This is a genomic window from Stenotrophomonas hibiscicola ATCC 19867, assembly GCF_000382065.1.
GTDB classification, from domain to species: Bacteria; Pseudomonadota; Gammaproteobacteria; order Xanthomonadales; family Xanthomonadaceae; genus Stenotrophomonas; species Stenotrophomonas hibiscicola.
Window position 1 is genome coordinate 215,859 of record NZ_KB907501.1, and the last position, 24,027, is coordinate 239,885.

At 68.0% G+C, this 24,027-nt stretch carries 19 protein-coding genes; 15 read left to right on the forward strand and 4 right to left on the reverse strand.

Going from position 1 to position 24,027, the window contains the following annotated elements:
• The first annotated feature begins 9 nt into the window (after positions 1 to 9).
• The 9 genes from G370_RS0113170 to bcsZ are packed head-to-tail and all read left to right on the forward strand — an operon-like array spanning position 10 to position 13,965.
• On the forward strand, positions 10 to 1,548 hold the full coding sequence (locus G370_RS0113170) for a BcsE family c-di-GMP-binding protein (RefSeq protein ID WP_019661021.1): 1,539 nt from the start codon (positions 10 to 12) through the stop codon (positions 1,546 to 1,548).
• On the forward strand, positions 1,545 to 1,724 hold the full coding sequence (gene bcsF / locus G370_RS0113175) for a cellulose biosynthesis protein BcsF (protein ID WP_019661022.1): 180 nt from the start codon (positions 1,545 to 1,547) through the stop codon (positions 1,722 to 1,724). Before G370_RS0113170 ends, bcsF begins: the two co-directional genes overlap by 4 nt.
• Positions 1,721 to 3,352 carry a cellulose biosynthesis protein BcsG gene (gene bcsG / locus G370_RS0113180; RefSeq protein WP_026347129.1) on the forward strand — a complete coding sequence of 544 codons (1,632 nt, stop codon included), beginning with the start codon at positions 1,721 to 1,723 and terminating at the stop codon, positions 3,350 to 3,352. The genes bcsF and bcsG overlap by 4 nt, the downstream gene beginning before the upstream one ends.
• Entirely contained in the window at positions 3,352 to 3,531 is a 180-nt protein-coding gene (gene bcsR / locus G370_RS01000000120840) for a cellulose biosynthesis protein BcsR (protein WP_019661024.1), read from the forward strand. Before bcsG ends, bcsR begins: the two co-directional genes overlap by 1 nt.
• Positions 3,528 to 4,283 (forward strand): cellulose biosynthesis protein BcsQ, encoded by a 756-nt coding sequence (bcsQ, locus tag G370_RS0113190; RefSeq protein WP_019661025.1) that lies wholly within the window; start codon positions 3,528 to 3,530, stop codon positions 4,281 to 4,283. Before bcsR ends, bcsQ begins: the two co-directional genes overlap by 4 nt.
• Positions 4,283 to 6,907, forward strand: coding sequence for a UDP-forming cellulose synthase catalytic subunit (gene bcsA, locus G370_RS0113195; RefSeq protein ID WP_019661026.1), 2,625 nt, complete (start codon positions 4,283 to 4,285; stop codon positions 6,905 to 6,907). Before bcsQ ends, bcsA begins: the two co-directional genes overlap by 1 nt.
• Positions 6,904 to 9,267 (forward strand): cellulose biosynthesis cyclic di-GMP-binding regulatory protein BcsB, encoded by a 2,364-nt coding sequence (gene bcsB, locus G370_RS0113200; RefSeq protein WP_026347130.1) that lies wholly within the window; start codon positions 6,904 to 6,906, stop codon positions 9,265 to 9,267. Before bcsA ends, bcsB begins: the two co-directional genes overlap by 4 nt.
• Positions 9,267 to 12,848 carry a cellulose synthase complex outer membrane protein BcsC gene (gene bcsC / locus G370_RS0113205; protein WP_019661028.1) on the forward strand — a complete coding sequence of 1,194 codons (3,582 nt, stop codon included), beginning with the start codon at positions 9,267 to 9,269 and terminating at the stop codon, positions 12,846 to 12,848. Before bcsB ends, bcsC begins: the two co-directional genes overlap by 1 nt.
• Entirely contained in the window at positions 12,832 to 13,965 is a 1,134-nt protein-coding gene (gene bcsZ, locus G370_RS0113210) for a cellulose synthase complex periplasmic endoglucanase BcsZ (RefSeq protein ID WP_019661029.1), read from the forward strand. The genes bcsC and bcsZ overlap by 17 nt, the downstream gene beginning before the upstream one ends.
• 65 nt (positions 13,966 to 14,030) lie before the next feature.
• Here the strand turns inward: bcsZ and G370_RS0113215 are convergent, their stop codons facing one another.
• The 3 genes from G370_RS0113215 to ettA form a co-directional block, all read right to left on the reverse strand.
• Positions 14,031 to 15,347: an NCS2 family permease gene (locus G370_RS0113215; protein WP_019661030.1), complete on the reverse strand. Its 1,317-nt coding sequence runs from the start codon at positions 15,345 to 15,347 to the stop codon at positions 14,031 to 14,033.
• A 64-nt stretch (positions 15,348 to 15,411) separates the two neighbouring features.
• A complete protein-coding gene (locus tag G370_RS0113220) occupies positions 15,412 to 16,101 on the reverse strand; it encodes an outer membrane protein (protein ID WP_019661031.1) in 690 nt (229 codons plus the stop codon).
• A gap of 234 nt (positions 16,102 to 16,335) precedes the next feature.
• Entirely contained in the window at positions 16,336 to 18,000 is a 1,665-nt protein-coding gene (ettA, locus tag G370_RS0113225) for an energy-dependent translational throttle protein EttA (protein ID WP_005415249.1), read from the reverse strand.
• Positions 18,001 to 18,252: 252 nt separating this feature from the next.
• Here ettA and G370_RS0113230 point away from each other — a divergent pair, with 252 nt between their 5' ends.
• The 6 genes from G370_RS0113230 to ribD all read left to right on the forward strand — a co-directional run bounded on the left by G370_RS0113230 (position 18,253) and on the right by ribD (position 22,976).
• Positions 18,253 to 18,729 carry an RcnB family protein gene (locus G370_RS0113230; RefSeq protein ID WP_019661032.1) on the forward strand — a complete coding sequence of 159 codons (477 nt, stop codon included), beginning with the start codon at positions 18,253 to 18,255 and terminating at the stop codon, positions 18,727 to 18,729.
• Positions 18,730 to 18,888: 159 nt separating this feature from the next.
• The gene (gene glyA, locus G370_RS0113235; RefSeq protein ID WP_019661033.1) at positions 18,889 to 20,142 is read left to right on the forward strand and encodes a serine hydroxymethyltransferase; all 1,254 of its coding nucleotides are present in this window, start codon (positions 18,889 to 18,891) and stop codon (positions 20,140 to 20,142) included.
• Positions 20,143 to 20,207: 65 nt separating this feature from the next.
• On the forward strand, positions 20,208 to 20,627 hold the full coding sequence (locus tag G370_RS0113240) for a hypothetical protein (protein ID WP_019661034.1): 420 nt from the start codon (positions 20,208 to 20,210) through the stop codon (positions 20,625 to 20,627).
• A 27-nt stretch (positions 20,628 to 20,654) separates the two neighbouring features.
• On the forward strand, positions 20,655 to 21,104 hold the full coding sequence (locus G370_RS0113245; protein ID WP_019661035.1) for a hypothetical protein: 450 nt from the start codon (positions 20,655 to 20,657) through the stop codon (positions 21,102 to 21,104).
• A gap of 144 nt (positions 21,105 to 21,248) precedes the next feature.
• Positions 21,249 to 21,770, forward strand: coding sequence for a transcriptional regulator NrdR (nrdR, locus tag G370_RS0113250; protein ID WP_019661036.1), 522 nt, complete (start codon positions 21,249 to 21,251; stop codon positions 21,768 to 21,770).
• 120 nt (positions 21,771 to 21,890) lie between these two features.
• Positions 21,891 to 22,976 (forward strand): bifunctional diaminohydroxyphosphoribosylaminopyrimidine deaminase/5-amino-6-(5-phosphoribosylamino)uracil reductase RibD, encoded by a 1,086-nt coding sequence (gene ribD / locus G370_RS0113255; protein WP_019661037.1) that lies wholly within the window; start codon positions 21,891 to 21,893, stop codon positions 22,974 to 22,976.
• A gap of 83 nt (positions 22,977 to 23,059) precedes the next feature.
• On the opposite strand, the gene G370_RS0113260 is transcribed toward ribD, so the two are convergent.
• A complete protein-coding gene (locus tag G370_RS0113260; RefSeq protein WP_019661038.1) occupies positions 23,060 to 23,944 on the reverse strand; it encodes a hypothetical protein in 885 nt (294 codons plus the stop codon).
• Between the last annotated feature and the right edge of the window lie 83 nt (positions 23,945 to 24,027).

A 24,027-nucleotide genomic window follows, 5' to 3' on the forward strand; every position in this document is an offset into this window, starting at 1 on the left:
GGATCCGGCGTGCCAGCAACACACCTTGCCATTGCCGGACTGCCCACCGAACTGGTGGAGATGCGCAGCGGGGGCCTGTATTGGGTCGTTGCCGCGGGCAGCGCGCCGACGGATCTGCTCGGTGCCGGTGTGCTGGCCACGGCCGACGCACTGGATGAGGCCGTGCTGGTCACGCTGGGGCGGGGGGCCGAATCGATGCTGACGCTGCTGCCGGCCGATCAGGGGCCGGCCCGCCTGCGGCTGTTCCAGCGGTCGCATCACGGCATGCAGCAGGCGCTGCGCGGGCTGACCGGCGATCTGCCGCGCACCGCCTCGGTGCGCACCCGGCTCAGCGTGGTGCAGTTCCCGGTGGCGGCGCTGGACGGCTGGGATGATGCCCGGCTGGCGCGCTGGTGCCAGCAGCTGCAGGACTGGGCCGGGCAGGCGCAGCAGGTGCTGCTGTTGCTGTGCCATGGCGAAGTGGCGACCCTGGCCCCGCGCCTGTTGTCATTGAACCGGAGCTGCGCCGGTGTGGCCCAGCTGCATCCGCATCGTGGTGCCCTGCAGCTGCTGCTGCACTACTGGTCCAATAGCCATGGCGTGGTGGCCCAGCGATCGTTCGGCGTCGAGCAGGAAAGCCGCGGGCTGCGCCATCTGGCCGAGGCCGATGCCGCCGGGACTGGGGTCGATGCCACCAGTGGCAGTGATCGCGATGTCTTCCTGGCCCAGACCGAAGTACTGGACGGTGCGCCGCCACTGTCGGCAGCCTGGCACCTGTATGACGGCTGGGCTGGATTGTTGCCGGCCGCGCTTCAGGCGCGCGAGGCCACCGTAGTGCTGGCCATCGACGAGAACGCCAAGGTGGATGCACTGGCCCGACTGCTGCACCGCCTGCGCCGGGAACGTGGCAATGCACTGAAACTGGTGGTGCGCGAGCTGCAGCCCTGCCTGCGCTACGCTGATGAGCGGCTGCTGATGCAGTGCGGCTGCAGCCTGGTAGTGCCGTCAGCCACGCCGTTGCCGCGCCTGTTGACCCTGCTGGAAACCGTGCAGCGTCAGCGTTGGCAGGGCCAGCTGGCTGACGATCCGGAGCCGCTGATCCGTGCGCATCGGCCGCCACCGGTAAGCGGCCTGGTCAACGCCGCACGCTTCCGCCAGATCGCCGGCGAACGCATCGACCAGGACGGCAGCGCGGTGGAAAGCGCCGTGCTGGCGTTGCAGCCGGTGGCCGGCCTGCGCGCCGAGCAGACGTTGCAGCAGCTGCGCATCCGCCGCCAGGGCGATCTGGCCTGTGTCTACCGCGGGCAGGTGCGCCTGTTCCTGTTCGGGTGCCGGCGTGATGCGGTCGAACAGGCCCTGGGCAATCTGTTCCGCCTACCCTGGAGGGAGCTGTTCGATGGCTACCAGCGTCTGGCCGAATACGACATTGCAGCGATGAACGCCGGCAGCAGCGATCCGGAGGCCGAGGTCCTGCCCGAAGCCCCCGCCGTCCTGCCGCCGGTGGCCCCGGCGCTGGAGGCGCCTGTTTTCACTGTCCCGAAGCCGCTGCGACTGGGAGATCGCGCATGACCACCGACCAGCAACTCTGGACCCTGATCGTCGCCTGTGCGCTCGTGATGATTCCCTTCGGTGCCATGCTCGGTACGCTGTGGCGTGCGCTGCGCCGCCGTGCCGCGCGCTGGCTGCCCCCTCGCCACCTGCGCCGCGCCGGTGTACGCCTGCGTGCGCCGCGGGGGGCTGCATGAGTCCGCAGGTGGCTCCCGCATCGCCCTTCGCCTGGGCCGACCTGCGCGGCTGGAACCTGTATTTCCTGTCCAAGGTGGTACTGGCCTGGATGGGCGCGCTGGATCTGAAGATCCTGCCCAACCTGCTGTTCCTGGGCGCGCTGCTGGTTCCACTGCGCTGGCGCTGGGCACGCATCGCGCGTACTGTCGCTGCGGTACCGGTGGGCGTGGCGCTGTACTACCAGGACACCTGGTGGCCGCCGTTCCGGCGCCTGTTGGTGCAACCTGGCGTGCTGGACTTCTCGGCTGATTACTGGCTCGAGCTGGCCCAGCGCTTCATCAACTGGCAGATGGTGGCGGTACTGGCGATGCTGGTGCTGGCCTACGTACTGCTCAAGCCGTGGCTGCGCATCACCACTCTGAGCGTGCTGGGCATGCTTGGCCTGGCTGTGATGGCGATACCGATGCCGGCGGGTTGGAACTGGGGGCAGGGTACCGCCACCGCGGCCACCACCAGCGTCGCAGGCACTTCAAGTGGCGGCCTGCCGCCGGCCAACAACGAGACGCTCAACGCATGGCTGGCCGGCTTCTACCAGCAGCAGGCCAGCCTCAAGACCAGCTTCCCGGCACCGGGCAGCGGCGCGCCGTTCGACGTCATCATCCTCAACATCTGCTCGCTGGCATGGAGCGATCTGGATGAAGTGGGGCTGCGCCAGAACAATCTGCTCGACCACATGGACGTGGTGTTCGACGACTTCAACTCGGCAACCGCCTACAGCGGCCCGGCGGCGATCCGCCTGCTGCGCGCCAGCTGTGGCCAGACCTCGCATACCGGGCTGTTCGATCCGGTGCCGGCCGAGTGCCAGCTGTTCTCGAACCTGCAGCGTCTGGGCTTCCAGAGCGAGCTGGCGATGAACCACGACGGTCACTTCGACGACTTCATCGGTGAACTGCACCAGTACGGCGGGCTGCAGGCACAGCCGATGGATATCAGCGCGTTTCCTAAAGCGCTGGTGGCGTTCGACAAGTCGCCGCTGCGCCGCGATGGCGATGTGCTGATGGCGTGGTGGAAACAGCGGCTGGCCGGGTCCAGCCAGCAGGTGGCGCTGTTCTACAACACGATTTCGCTGCACGATGGCAACCGCATCGTCGGCGCCGATGGCCGTTCGAATGCCGCCGACTACAAGGCACGTGCGGAAATGGTGTTGGGCGACATGGCCGGTTTCGTCGATGCGGTGGAGAAGAGTGGCCGCCGCGCGATGATCGTGGTGGTACCCGAGCATGGCGCGGCCCTGCATGGCGACCGCATGCAGATTCCGGGCATGCGCGAGATTCCCAGCCCGTCGATCACCCACGTGCCGGTGGGCGTGAAGCTGATCGGCATGGGCGCGCCGGCGGCCGGCGGCCCGCGTCATGTTCCCGAACCGAGCAGCTACCTGGCCGTGTCCGAGCTGGTTTCGCGCGTGTACGCGCTCAATGCCCAGTCGCCGCCGAGCGAGCGCAACTGGGACAGCCTCCTGAAGGGGCTGCCGCAGACACCGTCGGTGTCGGAAAACGAAGGCGCCAAGGTCATCGAGTACGCCGGCAAGCCCTGGCTGCAGCTGCAGGGCAGCCAGGCCTGGAGCCCCTACCCCGAGGAGGCACGCTGATGCCTGCCGACATCCTTGCCGTACCGGTCACGCTGTCCGTGGAAGAGGACGATATCGACCTGCTGCGCCGCAGCCTGGGCATGCCGGGGCTGCCCTACGTGGACTTCTCTGCCCAGCATGAGCGTGCCCAGGCGCTGGCGCGCTGGCAGTTGCTGGCCGAACTGGAGCCGCGCCGATGAGCACCGTGCTGTCGCTGCAGGGCATCCATGGCGGAACCGGTGTCACCACGGTCCTGGCCGCACTCGGCCAGGGCTTGCACGCGCAGGGCCAGCGCGTCCTGCTGGTCGAATGCAGTCCGGACCAGATGCTCGGCCTGCACCTGGGGCTGCCTGCCGACGTGGACAACGGTTGGGGGCGCGCGCAGCTGGACGGCACGGACTGGCGTGATGCCGCCTACGCCGTTGCAGCAGGACTTGCGGTGCTGCCCTATGGTCGCGTCGATAGCGAGGCCGCAATGCGCATCGAACAGCAGCTGCAACAGGCACCGGGCACCTGGGCCGAACGCATTCCGCTGCTGGAGACCCAGTTCGACTGGATCCTGTTCGACCTGCCGCAGCGCCTGCCGGCGCATGCAGCGGCCATCAACCAGCACGTGCGCTGCACGCTGCCGCTGCGCCTGGCCTGTGTCGATCCGGTCAGCCACGTGTTCCTGCAGCGGCAGCCGGAGGACACACGCCTGTTGCTGGCCAACCGCTATGACCCGGTCATCCCGGTGCAGCGCGATCTGATGCAGCTGTGGCTTCACGCGCACGGCCCGCGGCTGGTGCCGCAGCCGCTGCACGAGGATGCGCGGGTGCCCTCCGCGCTGGCCAGCAAGCAGCCACTGGGGCGCTATGCGACCGATTCGCTGGCCGCTGCCGATGTCGATGGCCTGGTGCTGTGGTGCCTGGCCGAGGCCGCACGGCGCCTGCCCGTTGCGGGGACACGCTGATGGGCGCCCGCGTCTACTACCTGGACTGGGGGCGCCTGCGCGAACGCGTGCATGCGCCTTGGCCAACCCGCTCGCTGCTGTGGCTGCTGCAGTGCGTGGGCTGGGCGTTCCTGCGCCTGGAAGGGCCGGCATGGCAGGCACAGGCCCCGCGCCTGCGTAACGCCTTCCCGCAGATCCAGGGCGACCGCCGCTGGCGCCCGGGCGATCCACTGCGGTTGTTGATCCAGGCCATGTGGCTGTCGGTGGTGCGGTTGGTACCGCAGCCCTCGCTGAGGCGGCAACGGTTGGCCCGGGCCCGTCGCGAACGCATTGCCGAACTGCGCGGTGCGGCCGGTCGCGGCCGCCTGCGCTACCTGCGCGCCATGCGCGATGCGCCCAGTGAATTCTGGAACAGCCGCGTGGCGGCATGGTTCGGCCGGAAGATGGGCAGCCTGTCGCCGCGTTCGCGGCACCTGCTGACCCTGCTGGTCGGGTTGGCCACGCTGGGGCTGGCGGCGCTGTGCATCACCCAGCCGTTCACCTATCTGGCGCAGTTCGTGTTCGTGGTGCTGCTGTGGGCCATCGCGCTGCTGGTGCGGCGCATGCAGGGGCGCTATGCGACGCTGGTGCTGGTCGTGCTGTCGATCACCGTGTCCTGCCGGTACCTGTGGTGGCGCTATACGGCCACGTTGAACTGGAACAGCACCTTCGACCTGGTCTGTGGCGTGGTGCTGCTGGCGGCGGAAACCTACTCGTGGCTCGTGCTGATGCTCGGTTACGTGCAGGTGGCCTGGCCGCTGCGGCGCCGCCCGGCGCCGTTGCCGGCCGATATCCGCCAGTGGCCGACGGTGGATGTGCTGATCCCCACCTACAACGAAGACCTGGCGCTGGTGCGGCACACCGTGTACGCGGCGATGGGCCTGGACTGGCCGGCCGACAAGCTGCGCATCCACATCCTTGATGATGGCAAGCGCGAAGAATTCCGCGCATTCGCCGAGCGCACCGGGGTCAACTACATCACCCGTGCCGACAACCGCCATGCCAAGGCCGGCAACCTCAACCATGCGTTGACCCTGATCGATGGCGAGCTGGTGGCCATCTTCGACAGCGACCACCTGCCGGTGCGGTCGTTCCTGCAGATCACCTGCGGCTGGTTCCTGCGCGATCCCAAACTGGCGCTGGTGCAGACCCCGCACCACTTCTTCTCGGCCGATCCATTCGAACGCAACCTGCAGGTGTTCCGCAGCGATCCCAACGAAGGCGAGCTGTTCTACGGCCTGGTGCAGGACGGCAACGACCTGTGGAACGCGGCGTTCTTCTGCGGCTCCTGCGCGGTGCTGCGGCGCGAAGCCATCGATGCCATCGGCGGGTTTGCCACCGAGACCGTCACCGAGGATGCGCACACCGCGCTGCGGCTGCACCGCAAGGGCTGGAACTCGGCCTACCTGCGCATTCCGCAGGCGGCCGGCCTGGCCACCGACAGCCTCGGCGCGCACGTCAACCAGCGCATCCGCTGGGCGCGTGGCATGGTGCAGATCTTCCGCATCGACAACCCGTTGCTGGGCAAGGGCCTGAGCCTGTTCCAGCGCTTCTGCTATGCCAACGCGATGCTGCATTTCCTGGCTGGCATTCCGCGCCTGGTGTTCCTCACTGCGCCGCTGGCGTTCCTGCTGCTGCATGTGTACATCATCTACGCACCGGCGCTGGCCATCCTGTTGTTCGTGGTACCGCACATGGCCCACGCCAGCCTGACCAACGCACGCATCCAGGGCAAGTACCGGCGTCCGTTCTGGGGTGAGGTGTACGAGACGGTGCTGGCCTGGTACATCGCACGGCCCACCACCGTGGCGCTGTTCAGTCCGGGCCGCGGCAAGTTCAACGTCACCGACAAGGGCGGTACCCAGGCCGGCGATCGTTTCGACTGGCGCGTGGCGCAGCCCTACCTGGTGCTGGCGCTGCTGAACGTGCTGGGCCTGTGCTTTGCCGTGTGGCGCTTCGTGCACGGCCCACTTGACGAACGTGGCACGGTGATCGTGAGTTCGCTGTGGGTGCTGTACAACCTGCTGATCATCGGCGGTGCGCTGGCGGTGGCGGCCGAAGTGCAGCAGGTGCGACGCACGCATCGCGTCACCACCCGTCTGCCGATGGCGCTGCAGGTGCCCGATGGCCGCCGCCTGCGCGGCGTGCTGCAGGATTACTCCAACGATGGCGTGGGCGTCGAACTCGGCGAAGACGCACAGCTGGCCGAAGGCCAGCGCGTGCAGGTGCTGCTGGGGCGGGGTCGCCGCGAGTTCGCATTCCCGGCGCGCGTGCAACGCACGGTCGGCCAGCGACTGGGCCTGCTGCTGCTGTTCGAGGACGAGCGCCAGCGCGTCGAGTTCGCCCAATGCACCTTCGCCCGCGCCGATGCCTGGCTTGACTGGCACGCCGGTTACCAGCCCAAGAGCCTGCCGCGCAGCCTGTGGAGCGTGCTGGTCCTGGGCTGGCGCGGCTACCGGCGGATGGGTGATTTCGCACCGTTCGACCTCGACCGCCCCGCACATTGGAACCGTCGCCTGCTGCGATGGCTGGCCAGTTTTGCTCCGCAACGTCCGCTTCCTTCCCACCCGGCTGACCCAGCCGCTGATCCAGGGCTTCGTCCATGACCCGTCCGTCCTCTCTGCGTTGGCTGCTGCTGCCCCTGCTGGCCCTGCCCGTGGCGTCAGGCAACAGCGCGCCTGCCCCGGCGCCGGTTGTCCCTCCCACTACCGCGCCTGCCGCTCCGCCGGCGCCGGGGGTGCCGGCCGCGCCAGCCACCACGCCTGCCACCGGTACCGAGCCCGCGCTTGCGCAGACCTGGGCGGGCAGCGCCTGGCCCTGGCAGCGGCAGAACACCTTCGCGCAGCTGGGGCGCCGCCAGGACACGCTGCTGTCGGGCGTGCGCAATGCCACCACCTTCGAGTTCCAGGTCCGCCGTGACCGCCTGGTCCGCGATGCCGAGCTGGATCTGAGCTTCACGCCTTCACCGTCGCTGCTGCCGACCCTGTCGCACCTGCGGGTCTATCTCAACGACGCGATGATGGGCGTGGTGCCGATCAGCAACGAGCAGCTGGGCCGCCCGGTGCAGGCCAAGCTACCGCTGGACGCGCGCCTGATTGCGGATTTCAACCAGGTCCGCCTGGAGTTCGTCGGCCACTACACCGACATCTGCGAAGAGCCGACGCACAGCTCGCTGTGGGTCAATCTCTCCAGCAACAGCACGCTGCGCCTGGGCGGCCAGCCGCTGGCGATGCAGGACGACCTGGCCAACTTCCCGCTGCCGTTCTTCGATCCGCGTGATACAGCACGGCTGGAACTGCCAGTGGTGTTCGCCGCTGCGCCGAGCCTGGCACAGCAGCGGGCGGCGGCGGTGATGTCCTCGTACTTCGGCAGCCTGTCCGGCTGGTGGCGCCAGGCACGTTTCCCGGTCAGCTTCGGCACGTTGCCGGACAAGGGCCACGCGGTGGTGCTGGCGGTCAACGGCAGGTTCCCGCCGGTGATCGCCAACCATGCTCCGGTGAAGGGCCCGATGATCGAACTGATGTCGCTGCCGGAGGATCCGCAGCGGAAGCTGCTGCTGGTGCTGGGCCGCAACGATGACGACCTGCAGAAGGCCGTGGCTGCGATGGCGGCCGGCAACGTGCTGTTCCGCGGCCGCCAGGTCAGTGTCGATGAGGTCAAGCCACTGGCCCCGCGCAAGCCGTACGACGCACCGAACTGGGTGCGCACCGACCGCGCCGTCCGCTTGGCTGAACTGCTCGACTATCCGCAACAACTGCACGCCAACGGCGTGTCGCCGCAGCCGATCACGGTCAACCTCAACCTGCCGCCGGATCTGTTCATCTGGCGCAACCAGGGTATTCCGCTGAACCTGCGCTACCGCTACACGCCGCCGTTTGGCAGCGATGAGTCGCGGCTGGGCGTGGCGATCAACGACCAGTTCATCTCCAGCTTCCCGCTGGTGCGCCGCAACGGCAAGCAGGGCCTGGAGGAAATCCGCTTGCCGGTGCTGGCCGGCGATGCCGGTGCCGATGACGGTCGCCTGCTGATTCCGGCGCTCAAACTGGGCGACCGCAACCAGCTGCGTTTCGATTTCAACTTTGCCAGCGTGATGGGCAGTGCGCAGCGCGATCATTGCCAGACCGTGCTGCCGCCCAACTTGCAGGCAGCGATCGAAGACGACTCGACCATCGACTTCTCCGGATTCCATCACTACATGGGCCTGCCGGACCTGTCCGCGTTCGCGCTCAGTGGATTCCCCTTCACCCGCATGGCCGATCTGTCGGAGACTGTCGTGCTGGTGCCACCCCAAGCCAACGAGGCACAGGTCAGCCTGCTGCTGAACCTGATCGGTGGGCTGGGTGTGCAGAGCGGCTATCCGGCCTATGGGCTGCGCCTGTCCGATGACTGGAAGCAGGCCAGCGCGCTGGATGCGGACCTGCTGATGCTGGGCGCCCTGCCGGCCGAACTGCGCGGTAGCCAGCAGCTGTCGCTGCTGATCGACGACCAGCGCACGCGCCTGCTCAATGGCCAGTCTCCGTCGCCGCAGCAGGCGATGGAACAGGCCCGCCGTGGCAGCCGCGATGGCGATCCAGCGGTGACCGAAGTGGCAGTGAGCGCGCAGGCACCGTTTGCCGCGATCATCGGCATGCAGTCACCGACGCATGCGCAGCGCAGCATCGTTTCGCTGGCCGCCAGCAATGCCGCCGACTACGGCCTGCTCCACGATGCACTCAGCGATACCGGCAAGCGCGAAGCCATCGCCGGCTCGGTGGCGATCCTGCGTACCTCGGGCATTCACAGCCAGTTCGTCGGTGATCACTACTACGTTGGCGCGCTGCCGTGGTGGCTGCTGCTGTGGTACCACCTGGCCGACCACCCGGCGCTGCTGGCGGTGCTGGCCACGCTGGTGGTGCTGATGGTCGCCTTCCTGCTGTGGCGCGCGCTGCGCTGGGTCGCGGCCAAGCGCCTGGACCCGGGGCACTGATGGCACGTACGCGGCATCCGCTGGTCACCGCGTCCGGCCTCGTCCTGTTGGGACTGGCCGGTGCCGGGCCCTGCGCGGCGCAGGCCTTGCCCGATACGCCGGGCGGAACCGTCGCCGAGCAGCGCCAGTGGCTGTTGCAGCAGGTGCGCATCGGTGAGGCCACCGGTCGCCAGAGCCTGATCGAAGACGCCCTGGCGCGGCTGCGCATGCTGGCACCGGATGATCGCGGCACCTTGGTGGCGATCCTGGAAGTGCAGCTCTCGCAACAGAAGCTGCAGGATGCCGAGGCGACCCTGAAGCGCCTGCGCGAGATCGGTACAGGTACCCGTGAACTGGCCGCCGGCGAACGCCTCTGGAGGGCCTACCGCGGTGATCTGCAGCAGGATCTGCAGCAGGCGCGTCTGTTCGCTGCCGGTGGTCGCAGCGCCGAAGCGCTGGCGATCTACCGCCGCCTGTTCAACGATGATCCACCCGGCCTGCAGCTGGGCCTGGAGTACTGGCGCCTGCGCGGCGGCCAGGCGGATGGGCGTGCACAGGCGATCCGTGCGCTGGGCGAACTGGACCGCAGTTATCCGGGCAATGTGCCATTGCTGCAGGCGCTGTCGCAGATGCTGTTCGCTGCCGGCCGCGATGCAGAGGCGCTCGCCGCGCTGCAGCGCATGGGGCGTAATCCGGAGGCCCGCGGCATGGCGGCGGACGCCGAATGGGCCTACCTGAAGGATCAGCCGGCCGACGACCGCAGCGTGCGCCGGCTGCAGGACTTCATCACCCGCAACCCAGCGTTTGCCGACATCGCGTTGGTGCGCGAGCGCTACACCGACCAGCACAAGCGGGTCAGCGACCCGGCGTGGCGCGCCGGCCTGCGCGGCCAGCAGCTGCTCGACGCAGGCCGCAATGCAGAGGCCGAGCGCGCTTTCCTGCAGGCGTTGCGCGGCTATCCGCGCGAGCCCGACCTGTTGGGGGGGCTGGGCATGGCGCTGATGCGCCAGGGCCGCCGCGAGCAGGCCATCAGCTATTTCCAGCGTGCGGTGCAGGCCACCCCGGCCGGCGACAGCAACGACAAGTGGCGCGACCTGATCGCCAGCACCCGCTACTGGCTGCAGCTGGACCAGGCCGATGCGGCGCTGGCGGCCGGCCGGCTGGACGAGGCCGAGCGCCTCTATGCGCAGGCGCATCGCCAGCAGCCCCGCGACGTCAATGCTGCACTGGGCCTGGTCGACGTGGCCGTGGCCCGCGGTGACGACGCCGCAGCCGAACGCCAGCTGCAGGTTGCGCGGCGGATGGCGCCCAACGATGCCAACGTGATCCGCAAGCTGGTGCAGCTGTACGGCCGCACCGACCCGCAGCGGCTGGAAGCCTTCATCAACGCATTGCCCGCTGCGCAACGCAGGTTGTATGCCGAAGACCTGCGCCAGCTCCAGATCAGCCGCCTGCGTGAGCGTCGCGAGCAGGCGCTGGCTGCCGGTGATGCGACCACCGCGATCACGCTGGGACAGAAGCTGCGCCGCGAACTGCCGGGCGATGCATGGCTGGCCTATGCGCTGGCCAACGAGCTGCGCGCCGCTGGCCGGCAGGACGAGGCCGACGCGGCGATGGCCGACATGGCCACGCATAACGACAGCGCCGAAGCGCGCTACGCGCAGGCGCTCTACCTGTCGGGATCCGATCGGATGCCGCAAGCGCTGGCGGTACTCGACGCGCTGCCGCAGGCGAAGTGGAACGACGACATCCGCGCGCTGTCGGCGCGCCTGCAGCGGCAGCAGCTGGTCGATCATCTGTGGGATCTGCGTGCGCAGGGCAGGGAGGCCGAAGCCATCGCGCTGCTGCAGCAGCAACCGCCCAGCACCGACAATGATCTGCTGATGGCCGAGTGGGCGCGCCTGCGCGGCGATCACGTGCAGGCGCTGCACTACTACCAGCGCGTGCTTGCCGCACAGCCGGACAATGTGGATGCGCAGCTGGGCCAGGTCCAGGCCTGGATTGGCACCGGCGATCTGGCCAGCGCACGCCGCCAGATGCACGACGCACCGCCGGCAGTGGACGATGACGAGATCGGCCAGCAGCGTCAGCTCGCCACCATCTGGACCGACCTGCGCGAGGACACGAAGGCCCTGGCGATCCTGCGCGCGTTGCTTGCGCGCAAGACCGGGCCCGACGCACAGTCCTGGCGTGATGCGGCACGGCTGGTGCGCCGCGATGATCCGCAGCAGGCGCTGGACATGTACGCGCAGGCGATGGCCGACAACGGCGTGTTGGCTCCCGGCCAGGTCACGCCGCGCGACAACCGCGCGTTGACCCTGGCCAGCCGCGAGACAGCCGGCGATGACTGGTTGCGGCGCAGCCTGCGCAGCGATGTGGAAACCCTGTACCAGCAGGAGAATCCCACCCTGACGGTGATGCAGGACACCGGTCGCCGCAGCGATGGCACGCCGGGCATTTCGCGGCTGTCGCGCGATACCCGCATCGCGCATCTGGACGCGCCATTCGCCGGTGGCCTGGGCTGGGCGCGCATCGAGCAGGTCAGCTTCGATGCGGGCCGCTTCCAGACCGATGAGAGCGGCGCCTACGACGAGGATTTCGGCAGCTGTGACCTGGATCTGCTGCAGGCCGACGACAGCCGCCTGCGCGCACCGGGCTGCACCCGCTTCGTGCACCAGCGGCGCACCTCCGGTGCCGGCTTCGCCGTCGGCTGGCGCACCCTGGATGACCGCTGGAACGTCGATATCGGCCACACTCCGTCCAACTACGTGGTCGGCAACTGGCTTGGCGGTGTCACGCTCAATGGCGACCTCGGGCGCTTCGGCTGGGGCGCCACGCTGTCGCGGCGGCCGATGACCAATTCGCTGCTGTCGCAGGCCGGTGCGGTTGATCCGCGCAGCGGCATCAGCTGGGGCGGCGTCACCGCCAACGGCGTGACCTTCAGCCTCGGCTACGACCAGGGCGGCCGCGATGGCGTGTGGTCGAACTGGAGCTGGCATCGGCTGACCGGGCACAACGTGGTCGACAACACCCGCGCACGCGCGATGGTGGGCTGGTACCACAAGCTGATCCAGCGCCCCGACATGCGGCTGGATGTGGGTACCACCGCGATGTACTGGCGCTACCAGAAGGACCTGGGCGGCTACTCGCTGGGCCAGGGCGGCTACTACAGCCCGCAGCGCTATGCATCGCTGAGCCTGCCGGTCAGCTTTGCCTGGCGCAACGACGTGTGGTCGGTGCGCCTGGATGGCTCGGTCAGTGTGTCCAGTGCGCGTACCTCGTCGATCAGCCGTTTCCCCGACCAGGCCTTGATCGAGCGCGTGATTGCACAGCTTGAGCCGCAGTACGGCCCGCTGCGGCTGGACGAGGCCGGCCTGTACACCGGTGACAGCAGCAGCACGGGCACCGGGTACCGCCTGTACGGCGCGGTGGAACGCCGCCTCGGCGACCACTTCGTGCTGGGCGCTGCCGGCACCCTCCAGCGCAGCCGCGATTTCTCGCCGAATTCGTTCCAGCTCTACCTGCGCTACACCTTCAAGCCCTGGCAGGGAAACCTGCCGCTGCCCGTATCACCACTGGTGCCGTATGGCGAATTCCGCTGACCTGCGACGACGGCGCCTGCTGCAGGCGGTCGCCACACTGCCGCTGCTCGGCGTGTGCCGTGTGCATGCCGCGCCCGCCCCGCGCTGGCCGGCGTGGCAGGTACTGCTCGACAGCAGCCTGAGCCGCGACGGGCGCATGATCGATCGCAGCCAGGACGATCAGCGCAGCACCTCCGAAGGCCAGTCCTATGCCTTGTTCTTCGCCCTGGTCGACAACGACCAGGCGCTGTTCGACCGCATCCTGGGCTGGACCCAGGACAACCTTGCCGGTGGCGACATGGGCAAGCGCCTGCCGGCCTGGCTGTGGGGACGCGATGACGCCGGCGCCTGGCGGGTGCTGGACGACAACCCGGCCTCGGACTCCGATCTCTGGCTGGCCTACGCGCTGCTGGAAGGCGCGCGGCTGTGGCGCCGTCCGGCGCTGAAGGCCATCGCGGAGGGCATGCTGGTGCAGGTGCGGGCGCGCGAGATCGTGGATCTGCCCGGGCTCGGCCCAATGCTGTTGCCAGGCCCACAGGGGTTCATTGAAGGGGACGCCACGCGGGTCAACCCCAGCTATCTGCCACTGCCGCTGCTGCGCCGCTTTGCGGCGGAGGATCGCAGCGGGCCGTGGCAGGCGCTGGCGCGCAACAGCGTGCAGTTGCTGCAGCAGAGCAGCCCGCACGGGTTCGCACCGGACTGGGCGGCGTGGAAAGGCGATCGCTTCGTCGTCGATCCGGTGCGCGGTGCGGTCGGCGGCTACGACGCCATCCGCTGCTACACCTGGGCAGGCATGACCGCATCGCGCGATCCGTTGTTCCGCGCGCAGCTGGCGGCGCTGTCCGGACCGCTGCAGCGCCTGCGCAGTGGTGCACCGATGTGGGAAAAGATCGACACCCGCAGTGGCCAGGGGCAGGGCGAAGGCAACTACGGATTCCGCGCGGCCCTGCTGCCCTATCTGATCGCGCAGGGCGAAGCGGAGCGCGCGCAGTCGCTGCGGGCCAGCTTGCCCAGCGCCGAGCAGCAACGCGCCGATGCACCGGCCTATTACTCGCAGATGCTGGCCCTGTTCGGCGTGGGTTGGGCCGAAGGACGCTGGCGCTTCGCCACCGACGGCCGCCTGCAGCCGCGCTGGTAGCTGCAGCGCTGCGGGGTCAGGTACCTACGCAGCGCAGTGGGCTCCGACCGACCCTCAGCCAGGCATCATTCCAGCGCGTAGCGCAGGGTGAACAGCACCGCCACCAGCCACACCGCCGGATGCACTTCGCGCCAGCGGCCGGTGCCCGCCTTCAGCGCGGCATAGGCGATGAAGCCGAAGGCCAGGCCGTTGGCAATGGAGTAGGTGAACGGCATTGCCAGCGCACACAGCGCGGCCGGCACCGATTCGGTCAGGTCGCTCCAGTCCACCTCCACCAGTTCGCGCAGCATCAGGCCGGCCACGAACAGCAGCGCCGGTGCGGTGGCATAGCTGGGCACCATCGACGCCAGCGGCGAGAACAGCAGCGCGGCCAGGAACAGTGCCGACACCACCAATGCGGTCAGGCCGGTGCGGCCGCCCACCTGCACGCCCGAGGCGCTTTCGGCAAAGGCCGTGGTGCTGCTGGTGCCGAGCACCGAACCGGCCACGATGGCGGTGCTGTCGGCCAGCAGCGCGCGGCCGAAACGCTTCTGCGCGCCGGGCAGCTTCAGCAGGCCGGCGCGACCGACCACGCCGTACAACGTGCCGGTGGCATCGAACACTTCCACCAGCACGAACACCAGTACCACCTGCAGCAATACGGCGATCGGCGCACCACCGTCGTGGTGCAGCAGGCCCGGCAGGTCCAGCTGCAGGAAGGTCGGCGCCAGGCTCGGCGGCAGCGAAACCAGGCCCTGGTACTGCACATCGCCCAATGCCCAGCCGGCGCCGGTCACCGCCAGGATGCCGATCAGGATCGCACCACGCACGCGGCGCGCTTCCAGCACCGCGATCAGCAGGAAGCCGGCCAGTGCCAGCAGCGGCGGCGCCGTGTTCAACGGTCCCAGTGCCACCAGCGTATCTTCATTGCCGACAATCACGCCGGATTTCTGCAGCGCGATGATCGCCAGGAACAGGCCGATGCCGGCCACGATGGCCGAGCGCAGCGACGAAGGAATGCCCGATACCAGCCATGCCCGAACGCCGGTCAGTGACAGCACCAGGAACACCAGGCCGGAGATGAACACCGCCGCCAGCGCCTGCTGCCACGGCAGGCCGGCAGCACCAACCACGGTGAAGGCGAAGAACGCGTTCAGGCCCATGCCCGGTGCCATGCCGACCGGGAAGTTGGCGGCCAGCGCCATCACCGCCGAACCCAGTGCAGCAGCCAGGCAGGTGGCCACGAACACCGCGCCGGCGTCCATGCCGGTGGTGCCGAGGATCTCGGGGTTCACGAAGACGATGTAAGACATCGTCAGGAAGGTGGTGACACCGGCCAGCAGCTCGGTGCGCACGGTGGTGCCGTGCTGCTGCAGCTGGAACAGGCGCTCGAACAGGGACATCGCAGATCTCTCATGCCTGCGCGCCCTGCCGCCCCGGGGGACCTGCGGGTACGTCGCCAGGCGGTTAGAAGTGGTAGTTCAACTTCAGCGTAACGCTGCTGTAGTCGGTATGGAAGCTGCGACGCGCCGCAGCGGGGTAGTTGGGGTCTTCCAGGGTCACCGGGCTGGAACCCAGGTGGGTGTAGCGGTATTCGGCACCGGCCGAGAGGCGCTCGTTGAAGCGGTACAGCACGCCTGCGGTGGCGTGGGCGCCGGTGGAAAGGTGCGAGGCGCGGATCTCGAACTCGGCCACGCGGCAGCCGTTGGTGGCCTCCACCAGCGACTTGTCGCAGCCCAGCGTGAATTCCTGCTGGGCCACGGTCACGCCCGCGCCGACATAAGGCAGCCAGCGGCCCATCGCACGGCCCAGCGTTACATCGAGGGTGCCAGAACGGGTCAGCGCGTCTTCGCCGTAGTACGGGCTGTACTGGTGCTGTTCGCGATCCTTCCAGTCACGGGTGACGTTGCCGAACGACAGCGTGCCCTCAACGCCGACCACGATGCTGTTGTCGAACTGCCAGCGACGGCCGCCCTGCACGCCGCCGGTGAAGCCGCGCACGCTCTTTTCCGAGGCGTTGGCATTGCTGCGGTCCTTGCTGTGCCCCTCGCCATGCGAGGCCTGGGCACCCAGGTAGAAGCCGTCCCAGTCGGTGGTCGCGGCCGTGGCGGTGCCCGACAGCATCACGGCTGCCGTGGTGATGATCAGTGCTTTCATTGGAATTTCCTACGTTGGGGGATGAATCGGGGCGTAGGAAAACCGATGTGGGCGCGCGGAAACATACAACGAATTGCAAAGTCCGATTACGACAGGGATTCAAGCCCGCTTGAGGCGCCCGCGTTCATCAACGGTTGAATCGCGGCCAGCGAAAACGCCCGGAAGGCGGGCGTCAGGAACGCCTGAAAGACGAAAGGCCGCGCGAGCGCGGCCTTTCGTTTTCTGCGGCGGGGCTTACTTCAGCGCCTTGAAGCGCAGGCGCTTCGGCGCAGCGTCGTCGCCCATGCGGCGCTTCTTGTCTTCCTCGTACTCGCGGTAGTTGCCCTGGAAGAACTCCACGTGCGAGTCGCCTTCGAAAGCGATGATGTGCGTGGCAATGCGGTCCAGGAACCAGCGGTCGTGCGAAATCACGAAGGTGTTGCCCGGGAACTCCAGCAGCGCATCTTCCAGCGCACGCAGCGTTTCGATGTCCAGGTCGTTGGACGGTTCGTCCAGCAGCAGCACATTGCCACCCTGCAGCAGGGTCTTGGCCATGTGCAGGCGGCCACGCTCACCACCGGACAGCGAACCGACCATCTTCTGCTGGTCCTGGCCCTTGAAGTTGAAGCGGCCGATGTAGGCGCGCGACTGGATCTCGATGCCGTTGATGTTGAGGATGTCCAGGCCGCCGGCGATTTCCTGGAAGACGTTGTGGTTGCCTTCCAGCTTGTCGCGGCTCTGGTCCACGTAGGACAGCTGCACGGTCGGGCCGATCACGATCTCGCCCGAATCCGGCTTTTCCTGGCCGGTGATCATCTTGAACAGGGTCGACTTGCCGGCGCCGTTCGGGCCGATGATGCCGACGATCGCGCCCGGCGGAATCAGCATCGAGAGGTTGTCGATCAGCAGGCGGTCGCCGAACTTCTTGGAGACGTTCTTGAACTCCATCACCATGTTGCCCAGGCGCTCGCCCGGCGGAATGAAGATTTCGTTGGTCTCGTTGCGCTTCTGGTAATCCTGCGACTGCAGCTCTTCCAGGCGGGCCAGACGGGCCTTGCCCTTGGAACGGCCGCCCTTGGCGTTCTGGCGCGACCACTCCAGTTCCTTCTGGATCGCCTTCTGGCGGGCCTTTTCCTGGTTTTCTTCCTGCTTCAGGCGCTCATCCTTCTGCACCAGCCATTCGGTGTAGTTGCCCTTCCACGGAATGCCGCGGCCGCGGTCCAGTTCCAGGATCCACTCGGCGGCGTTGTCCAGGAAGTAGCGATCGTGGGTAACGGCCACCACGGTGCCGGTGTAGCGCGCCAGGAACTGTTCCAGCCATTCCACCGACTCGGCGTCGAGGTGGTTGGTCGGTTCGTCCAGCAGCAGCATGTCCGGCTTCTGCAGCAGCAGGCGGCACAGCGCCACGCGGCGCTTTTCACCACCGGACAGGTTGGCGATCTTGGCATCCCACGGCGGCAGGCGGAGCGCATCGGCGGCCACGTCCAGCTGGTTTTCCAGGGTATGCGCATCACCGGCGGCCAGGATCGCCTCCAGGCGCTCCTGCTCCTTGGCCAGCGCGTCGAAGTCGGCACCTTCCTCGGCGTAGGCGGCATACACCGCTTCCAGCGCAGCCTGCGCCTGCAGCACTTCGCCCACGCCTTCCTCGACCGACTCGCGCACGGTCTTGTTCGGGTCCAGTTCCGGTTCCTGCGCCAGGTAGCCGACCTTGATGCCCGGCTGCGGGCGGGCCTCGCCCTCGAAATCGGTGTCCACGCCGGCCATGATCTTCAGCACGGTGGACTTGCCGGCGCCGTTCAGGCCCAGCAGGCCGATCTTGGCACCCGGGAAGAAGGACAGCGAGATGTCCTTGATGATCTGCCGCTTGGGCGGGACCACCTTGGACACGCGGTTCATGGTGTAGATGTATTGCGACGACATGAGGTCTCCGTAGGCGCGGCCCTGCACCCGACCCGTCACGGGAACATCCCGTTGCGGCAGCGGGCACAGACTGGAATGGAATGCCGCCAATTATAGCCGGAACCGGTTCCGGGCCGCGCCCGGCGCAGGGGCGCCGGCTGGCCGTGGCCTGAATACTCCGTCACAGTCCTGCAGCGGGAAGCGTTTCCAGCCGGAAACGGTTCAGATCGGTTGCGCAATATGGGCTCACCACCACCCAAACAGAGGTCTGACATGCGCATCAATCGAGTAATGGCCAGCGCCGTGGCCTCTGTGCTGGCGCTCGGTGCCGTGGCTCCCGCCTTCGCCGACAACGACCACCGCCGCGGCCACGACCGCCGCGAGTGGCGCGAGGACCGCCGCGAGTGGCGACAGGACCGCCGTGACTGGGAACGCGACCGCCGCGAGGCCCGGCGCGACTGGGAACGCGACCGCCGCGACTGGCACCGCGACCATGACCGCTACTACCGCCCGGCACCGCCGCCGCGCGTGGTCTATCGACCGGCCTATGGCCCGGGCTACGGCTGGAAGGTCGGCCACCGCTACCGCGACTACTACCGTGGCCCGATCTACGTGGTGAACGACTACCCGCGCTACCACCTGCGCCGCCCGCCGCATGGGCACCACTGGATCCGCGACGACCGCGGCAACATGCTGCTGGTGGCGGTGGCAACCGGCATCATCGCCGACTACATCATCAACAGCCGCTGAGCCGGCGGCCACGTCCACGCATGGCGTGGATCCACTGGCATGCACGGGGCCGGATTCCTTCGGAAGTGCCGGCCCCGTCCTTTTCGGCCCCGGCGGGCCGGTGCGGGGCTACAATCAGGGGCTGAGCCGTACCCCTTTCCCTGCCTGCTGGAGTACCCGATGTTCCCGCGTGACGTCCGCATCGAATCCTACGATCCCGAACTGGCCAAGGCCATTGCCGCTGAAACCCAGCGCCAGGAAGACCACGTCGAGCTGATCGCCAGCGAGAACTACACCAGCCCGGCGGTGATGGAAGCCCAGGGCAGCCAGCTGACCAACAAGTACGCCGAAGGCTACCCGGGCAAGCGCTACTACGGCGGCTGCGAATACGTGGACATTGCCGAGCAGCTGGCGATCGACCGCCTCAAGCAGCTGTTTGGTGCCGACTACGCCAACGTACAGCCGCACAGCGGCTCGCAGGCCAACCAGGCCGTGTACTTCGCCCTGCTGCAGCCGGGTGACACCATCCTCGGCATGAGCCTGGCCCACGGCGGCCACCTCACCCACGGTGCCAAGGTGAATGCCTCGGGCAAGCTGTTCAACGCCGTGCAGTACGGCGTGAACGACCAGGGCCTGATCGATTACGACGAAGTCGAGCGCCTGGCCCTGGAGCACAAGCCGAAGATGGTCGTTGCCGGCTTCTCGGCCTATTCGCAGGTGATCGACTGGGCGCGCTTCCGCGCCATCGCCGACAAGGTCGGTGCCTACCTGTTCGTCGACATGGCCCACGTGGCCGGCCTGGTCGCCGCTGGCGTCTACCCGAGCCCGCTCGAGCACGCCCACGTGGTGACCTCCACCACCCACAAGACCCTGCGCGGCCCGCGTGGCGGCATCATCATCGCCAAGGGCGCCGACGAAGACCTGGTGAAGAAGCTGCAGTCGATCGTGTTCCCGGGCATCCAGGGCGGTCCGCTCATGCACGTCATCGCCGGCAAGGCCGTGGCCTTCAAGGAAGCGCTGGAACCGGCCTTCAGGACCTACCAGCAGCAGGTGGTGAAGAACGCCCAGGCGATGGCCAATACGCTCATCGCGCGCGGCTACAAGATCGTCTCCGGCGGCACCCAGAACCACCTCATGCTGGTGGACATGATCGGCAAGGACGTGTCCGGCAAGGACGCGGAAGCCGCGCTGGGCAAGGCCCACATCACCGTCAACAAGAACTCGGTGCCGAACGACCCGCGTTCGCCGTTCGTGACCTCGGGCCTGCGCCTGGGTACCCCGGCGGTGACCACCCGTGGTTACGTCGAACAGGACTGCGTGGACCTGGCCAACTGGATTGCCGACGTGCTCGATGCACCGAACGACGACGCCGTCATCGCCCGCGTGCGCGACGCCGTCAGCGCGCAGTGCCGCAAGTACCCGGTCTACGGCTGATCGGGTTGGGGTCGGACCCCTTCCCGCAGGGAAGGGCTCTGACCCCGGCATTGCAGCGATCGCGCATGGATGAGCGCCGCCTCAAATACCTGTACGCCACCCTGGCCGTGCTGTTCGGCCTGCCCAGCCTGGTGGCCGGCGGCTTTGCCGCACTGATGCTGCTGCTGACGGGGCTGGGCCAGTTCGGCCATGGCACGCTGGCTGCGGTGACCGTGATGCCGCTGTGGGGCCTGGCCGGCATTGCCGGCTGCCTGGCTTGGTTGTGGCTCAGCGCCGGGTATCTGCTGCAGGGGCGTGCCGGGCTGCAGGTGCATCGCCTCTGGTGGTGGATGCTGCTGGCCGGCGGTCTTGCCGCCGTGCCCCCGCTGGGGCTGGCGCTGTGGTGGAGCAGCACCCTGCACGCCGAAGGCATCGCCCTGCTGCTGTTGGGCCCGTCGATGCTGGTGCCGGCTGCGATGCTGGTGTGGATCAAGCGCCGGGCATGACGTGGCCCATGGAAGGACATCGAACGCATGGATGAGCGCCTGCACAAGCGCTGGATGGCGATCGCCGGCCTGCTGGTGGGCCTGCCCACCGTGGCGGCAGGCGGCACGGGTGCCGTGCTGGGGCTGATGGCCGTATGGGACGGCAAGTACCTGACGGGCGACGAGTACACGCTGTTGCTGCTGTGGTCGTCGGCCGGCATCATCGGCCTGCTGTCGTGGCTGTGGCTGAGCGGGCTGTTCCTGTGGCGCGGTGTTGCCGGCCTTCGCCAAGCACCGGTCATGGCCTGGGTCGGCCTGGCGTTGGGTGGCTTGGCCGCGTCGGGCGTGGTCGTCGCCACGCTGTACTCCACGGTCAGCAATGGCGAGATCTCGACATTGGGCTTCCTCGGGTTTGGCCCGCCGCTACTGGTGATGTCCGGGCACTTGGCGTGGCTGCGCTGGGCACGCATGGCATCGCCGCCACCCGCACCCGGTTGAGCCGGGCATCCGAACTCGCCGGACACGCTGGGTAGCCAGAATGCAGGCGCTTCCGCGCAGGCAGCATTTGCTGCGGCGCCCTTTCTCAGGTACCTTTGCGACGCTGCCATGACCGTGGCAATTGCTCCCTGAGCCAGGCGTTCCATGCATTGCCCCTTCTGCCAACATGCCGATACCCGGGTCATCGACTCGCGCGTCTCTGAAGACGGCGCGACGATTCGCCGTCGGCGGGAATGCGAAGCCTGCGGCGAGCGCTTCAGCACCCTGGAAACGGTCGAGCTGAAGCTGCCGGCCATCGTCAAGAGCGATGGCACCCGTGAAGCGTTCGACCAGCGCAAGGTCCGCGCGGGGTTCGATCGCGCGCTGCAGAAGCGCGCGGTGCCCGAAGAAAAGATCGAAGCAGCGGTACGTGCGGTGGTGCACCAGCTGCGTATCAGCGGCGAGCGCGAAGTGCCCTCGATCAAGGTTGGCGAGTTCGTCATGAACGAACTGCGCAAGCTCGACCACGTGGGCTACGTGCGCTTCGCTTCGGTGTACCGCAGCTTCGAGGACGTGGCCGATTTCCGCGAGGAGATCGAGAAGCTCGAGCGCGAGCTGCCGGCCAGTACCGAACAGCTGCAGCTGCTGGGCGATGTGATTGCCCTGACCAAGAAAAAGAAAGGCTGACTGCCTCTGCCTTGGGGGTGCCAACCTTGGTGGGCACCGGTGGCCGCATTCACTGGTGGGTGCCAACCGTTGGTTGGCACTGACGGCATGGATCCACACCGGCGGCGTTACCATGGCCGCATGACCACCCCGTTCTCCGTCCTCGACCACCTGCACATGGCCAACGCACTTCGCCTGGCCGAGCGTGCCGCCTACACCACCCGTCCCAATCCGATGGTCGGCTGCGTCATCGCCCATGGCGAACGCGTGGTCGGGCAGGGCTGGCACCAGCGCGCCGGTGGCCCGCATGCTGAAGTGTTCGCGCTGCGCGAGGCCGGCAGCGACGCCCGTGGCGCCACCGCCTACGTCACCCTGGAACCCTGCGCGCACTACGGGCGCACGCCACCGTGTGCGCTGGCACTGATCGAAGCGGGCGTGTCGCGTGTGGTCGCGGCGATGCGCGATCCGTTCCCCAAGGTCGATGGCAGTGGCTTCGATCTGCTGCGCAATGCAGGCATCGAGGTCGCCGAAGGGCTGATGGCGGCGCAGGCGCGCGAGCTCAACAAGGGTTACCTGTCGCGCGTGGAGCGCAACCGCCCGTGGCTGCGGGTGAAGCTGGCCGCCAGCCTGGATGGCCGTACCGCGATGGCCGATGGCAGCTCCAAGTGGATTACCGGTCCGGCCGCGCGCGAAGACGTGCAGCACTGGCGCGCACGTGCGGGTGCGATCCTGACCGGCGCCGACACCGTGCTGGCCGACGATCCGATGCTGACCGTGCGCCTGGCCGATACCGAGGTGATGCCACCGCTGCGCGTGGTGCTCGATTCACGCCTGCGTTCGCTGGAATGCAGCCGTGTGCGCGAGGGTGGGGCGCCGACGTTGTACCTGCATGGCGCAGCAGTAAGCGCACCGGATGCGGCCGACGCCGAGTTTGCCAGCGTGCCCTGTGTTGATGGGCGGTTGGACCTGGGCGCGGTACTGGCGCTGCTGGCCGAACGTGGCATCAACGAAGTGCATACCGAAGCCGGCGCGACGCTGGCCGGTGCCTTGCTGCGCGGCGGCTGGGTGGACGAACTGCTGCTGTATCAGGCGCCCACGCTGCTGGGCGATAACGGTCGTCCGCTGCTGGCCGGCCTCGGCATCGAGGCGATGGACCAGCAGCGGCGGCTGCACGTGGTGGATCAGCGGCAGGTGGGTGAGGACATCCGCTTGTTGCTGCGGTCGTAGCGCAATGACATGCGCCGGGCATTGTCCGGCGCATGTCGTGGGATGGAACCGCCGGGCATGGCCCGGCGCTACCGCTTACCACCTCACGCGCATTCGTCGGTCCACATCATCTCGGCGATCGGCCGCAGTGCCTTGCACTCCTGCGTCATCTCCTCGGCCGACTGCACCTGCGCCTTGGCCTTCAGTTCCTCGGCCATCGCATCCACGCCGCTGATCTGCTCCGGCGCGATCTTCGCCACGCAGGCGCGGTGCTGCTGCAGCAGCAGGTCGCAGCCCGGTACGCCGGTTACTTTCGGCGCGCTGGCGGCCTGTGCATCCTGCATCCAGTCCTCGAACGGCGCCAGCGCACCGGCTACGGTGCCCACCAGATCATCGAAATTACCGCTGTACCAGTAGCCGTTGTCCTTGGCCGGGTACAGGGTGAAGGTGCCGCTGACCGGCACGCGCACGCCACTCTGCAGTGCCTGGGTGTAGGCATCGGTGAACTGCTTGCGCGCGGCCGGGCTGGCGTCAGACGCGAGGCTGGCGGCAAAGAGCGGGCGGACCTTGCCCAGGTCGGGCAGCTGGCAGCTGTAGGTGATCCGCGCCAGCTTCTGGTCTTCAACGTATTCGTTGTCTTCGACCACGCTCTTGGTCGCGCGGCACTTCGAATCACGCAGCGCCTTGGCATACAGCGCTTCGGTGGCCGCAGCGTCGGACTTGTCACCGGCGCTGGCCAGCACGGTCTGCCAGGGTTCGGCCAATGCCTTGGCCAGCGCACCCGGGTTGGGGGTCAAGGCGTCCTGGCCTTCGAAGGCCGGCTTCAGTGCGTCGTTGAGCGTGCGCGTGGCGGCCGCGTCGTCTTCCAGCAGCACGCGTGCGTACAGGTCGAAGGCCTGCTCGGGCGTCAGCTGGGCCGGTGCAGCGCTGGCAAACAGCGGGGCGCACAGCAGCACGCTGGCCAGAAGGGTACGGGTGGGGGTCTTCATGACGGTGTTTTCCTGTTCCAGAGGCGCGCAAGCCTAGCGCATCCAGCGCTACTTTCGATGGCGGCCAGAGGTCACATGGCGGT

What these genes read in the sequence shown, in the direction of transcription:
- bcsR (WP_019661024.1), top strand. Translation starts at nt 3,352, where the DNA reads ATGCCTGCCGACATCCTTGCCGTACCGGTCACGCTGTCCGTGGAAGAG.
- G370_RS0113240 (WP_019661034.1), top strand. Translation starts at nt 20,208, where the DNA reads ATGGATGAGCGCCGCCTCAAATACCTGTACGCCACCCTGGCCGTGCTG.
- bcsZ (WP_019661029.1), top strand. Translation starts at nt 12,832, where the DNA reads ATGGCGAATTCCGCTGACCTGCGACGACGGCGCCTGCTGCAGGCGGTC.
- nrdR (WP_019661036.1), top strand. Translation starts at nt 21,249, where the DNA reads ATGCATTGCCCCTTCTGCCAACATGCCGATACCCGGGTCATCGACTCG.
- G370_RS0113230 (WP_019661032.1), top strand. Translation starts at nt 18,253, where the DNA reads ATGCGCATCAATCGAGTAATGGCCAGCGCCGTGGCCTCTGTGCTGGCG.
- G370_RS0113215 (WP_019661030.1), bottom strand. Translation starts at nt 15,347, where the DNA reads ATGTCCCTGTTCGAGCGCCTGTTCCAGCTGCAGCAGCACGGCACCACC.
- G370_RS0113245 (WP_019661035.1), top strand. Translation starts at nt 20,655, where the DNA reads ATGGATGAGCGCCTGCACAAGCGCTGGATGGCGATCGCCGGCCTGCTG.
- ettA (WP_005415249.1), bottom strand. Translation starts at nt 18,000, where the DNA reads ATGTCGTCGCAATACATCTACACCATGAACCGCGTGTCCAAGGTGGTC.
- bcsB (WP_026347130.1), top strand. Translation starts at nt 6,904, where the DNA reads ATGACCCGTCCGTCCTCTCTGCGTTGGCTGCTGCTGCCCCTGCTGGCC.
- bcsQ (WP_019661025.1), top strand. Translation starts at nt 3,528, where the DNA reads ATGAGCACCGTGCTGTCGCTGCAGGGCATCCATGGCGGAACCGGTGTC.
- glyA (WP_019661033.1), top strand. Translation starts at nt 18,889, where the DNA reads ATGTTCCCGCGTGACGTCCGCATCGAATCCTACGATCCCGAACTGGCC.
- bcsC (WP_019661028.1), top strand. Translation starts at nt 9,267, where the DNA reads ATGGCACGTACGCGGCATCCGCTGGTCACCGCGTCCGGCCTCGTCCTG.
- G370_RS0113220 (WP_019661031.1), bottom strand. Translation starts at nt 16,101, where the DNA reads ATGAAAGCACTGATCATCACCACGGCAGCCGTGATGCTGTCGGGCACC.
- bcsF (WP_019661022.1), top strand. Translation starts at nt 1,545, where the DNA reads ATGACCACCGACCAGCAACTCTGGACCCTGATCGTCGCCTGTGCGCTC.
- bcsG (WP_026347129.1), top strand. Translation starts at nt 1,721, where the DNA reads ATGAGTCCGCAGGTGGCTCCCGCATCGCCCTTCGCCTGGGCCGACCTG.
- bcsA (WP_019661026.1), top strand. Translation starts at nt 4,283, where the DNA reads ATGGGCGCCCGCGTCTACTACCTGGACTGGGGGCGCCTGCGCGAACGC.
- ribD (WP_019661037.1), top strand. Translation starts at nt 21,891, where the DNA reads ATGACCACCCCGTTCTCCGTCCTCGACCACCTGCACATGGCCAACGCA.
- G370_RS0113260 (WP_019661038.1), bottom strand. Translation starts at nt 23,944, where the DNA reads ATGAAGACCCCCACCCGTACCCTTCTGGCCAGCGTGCTGCTGTGCGCC.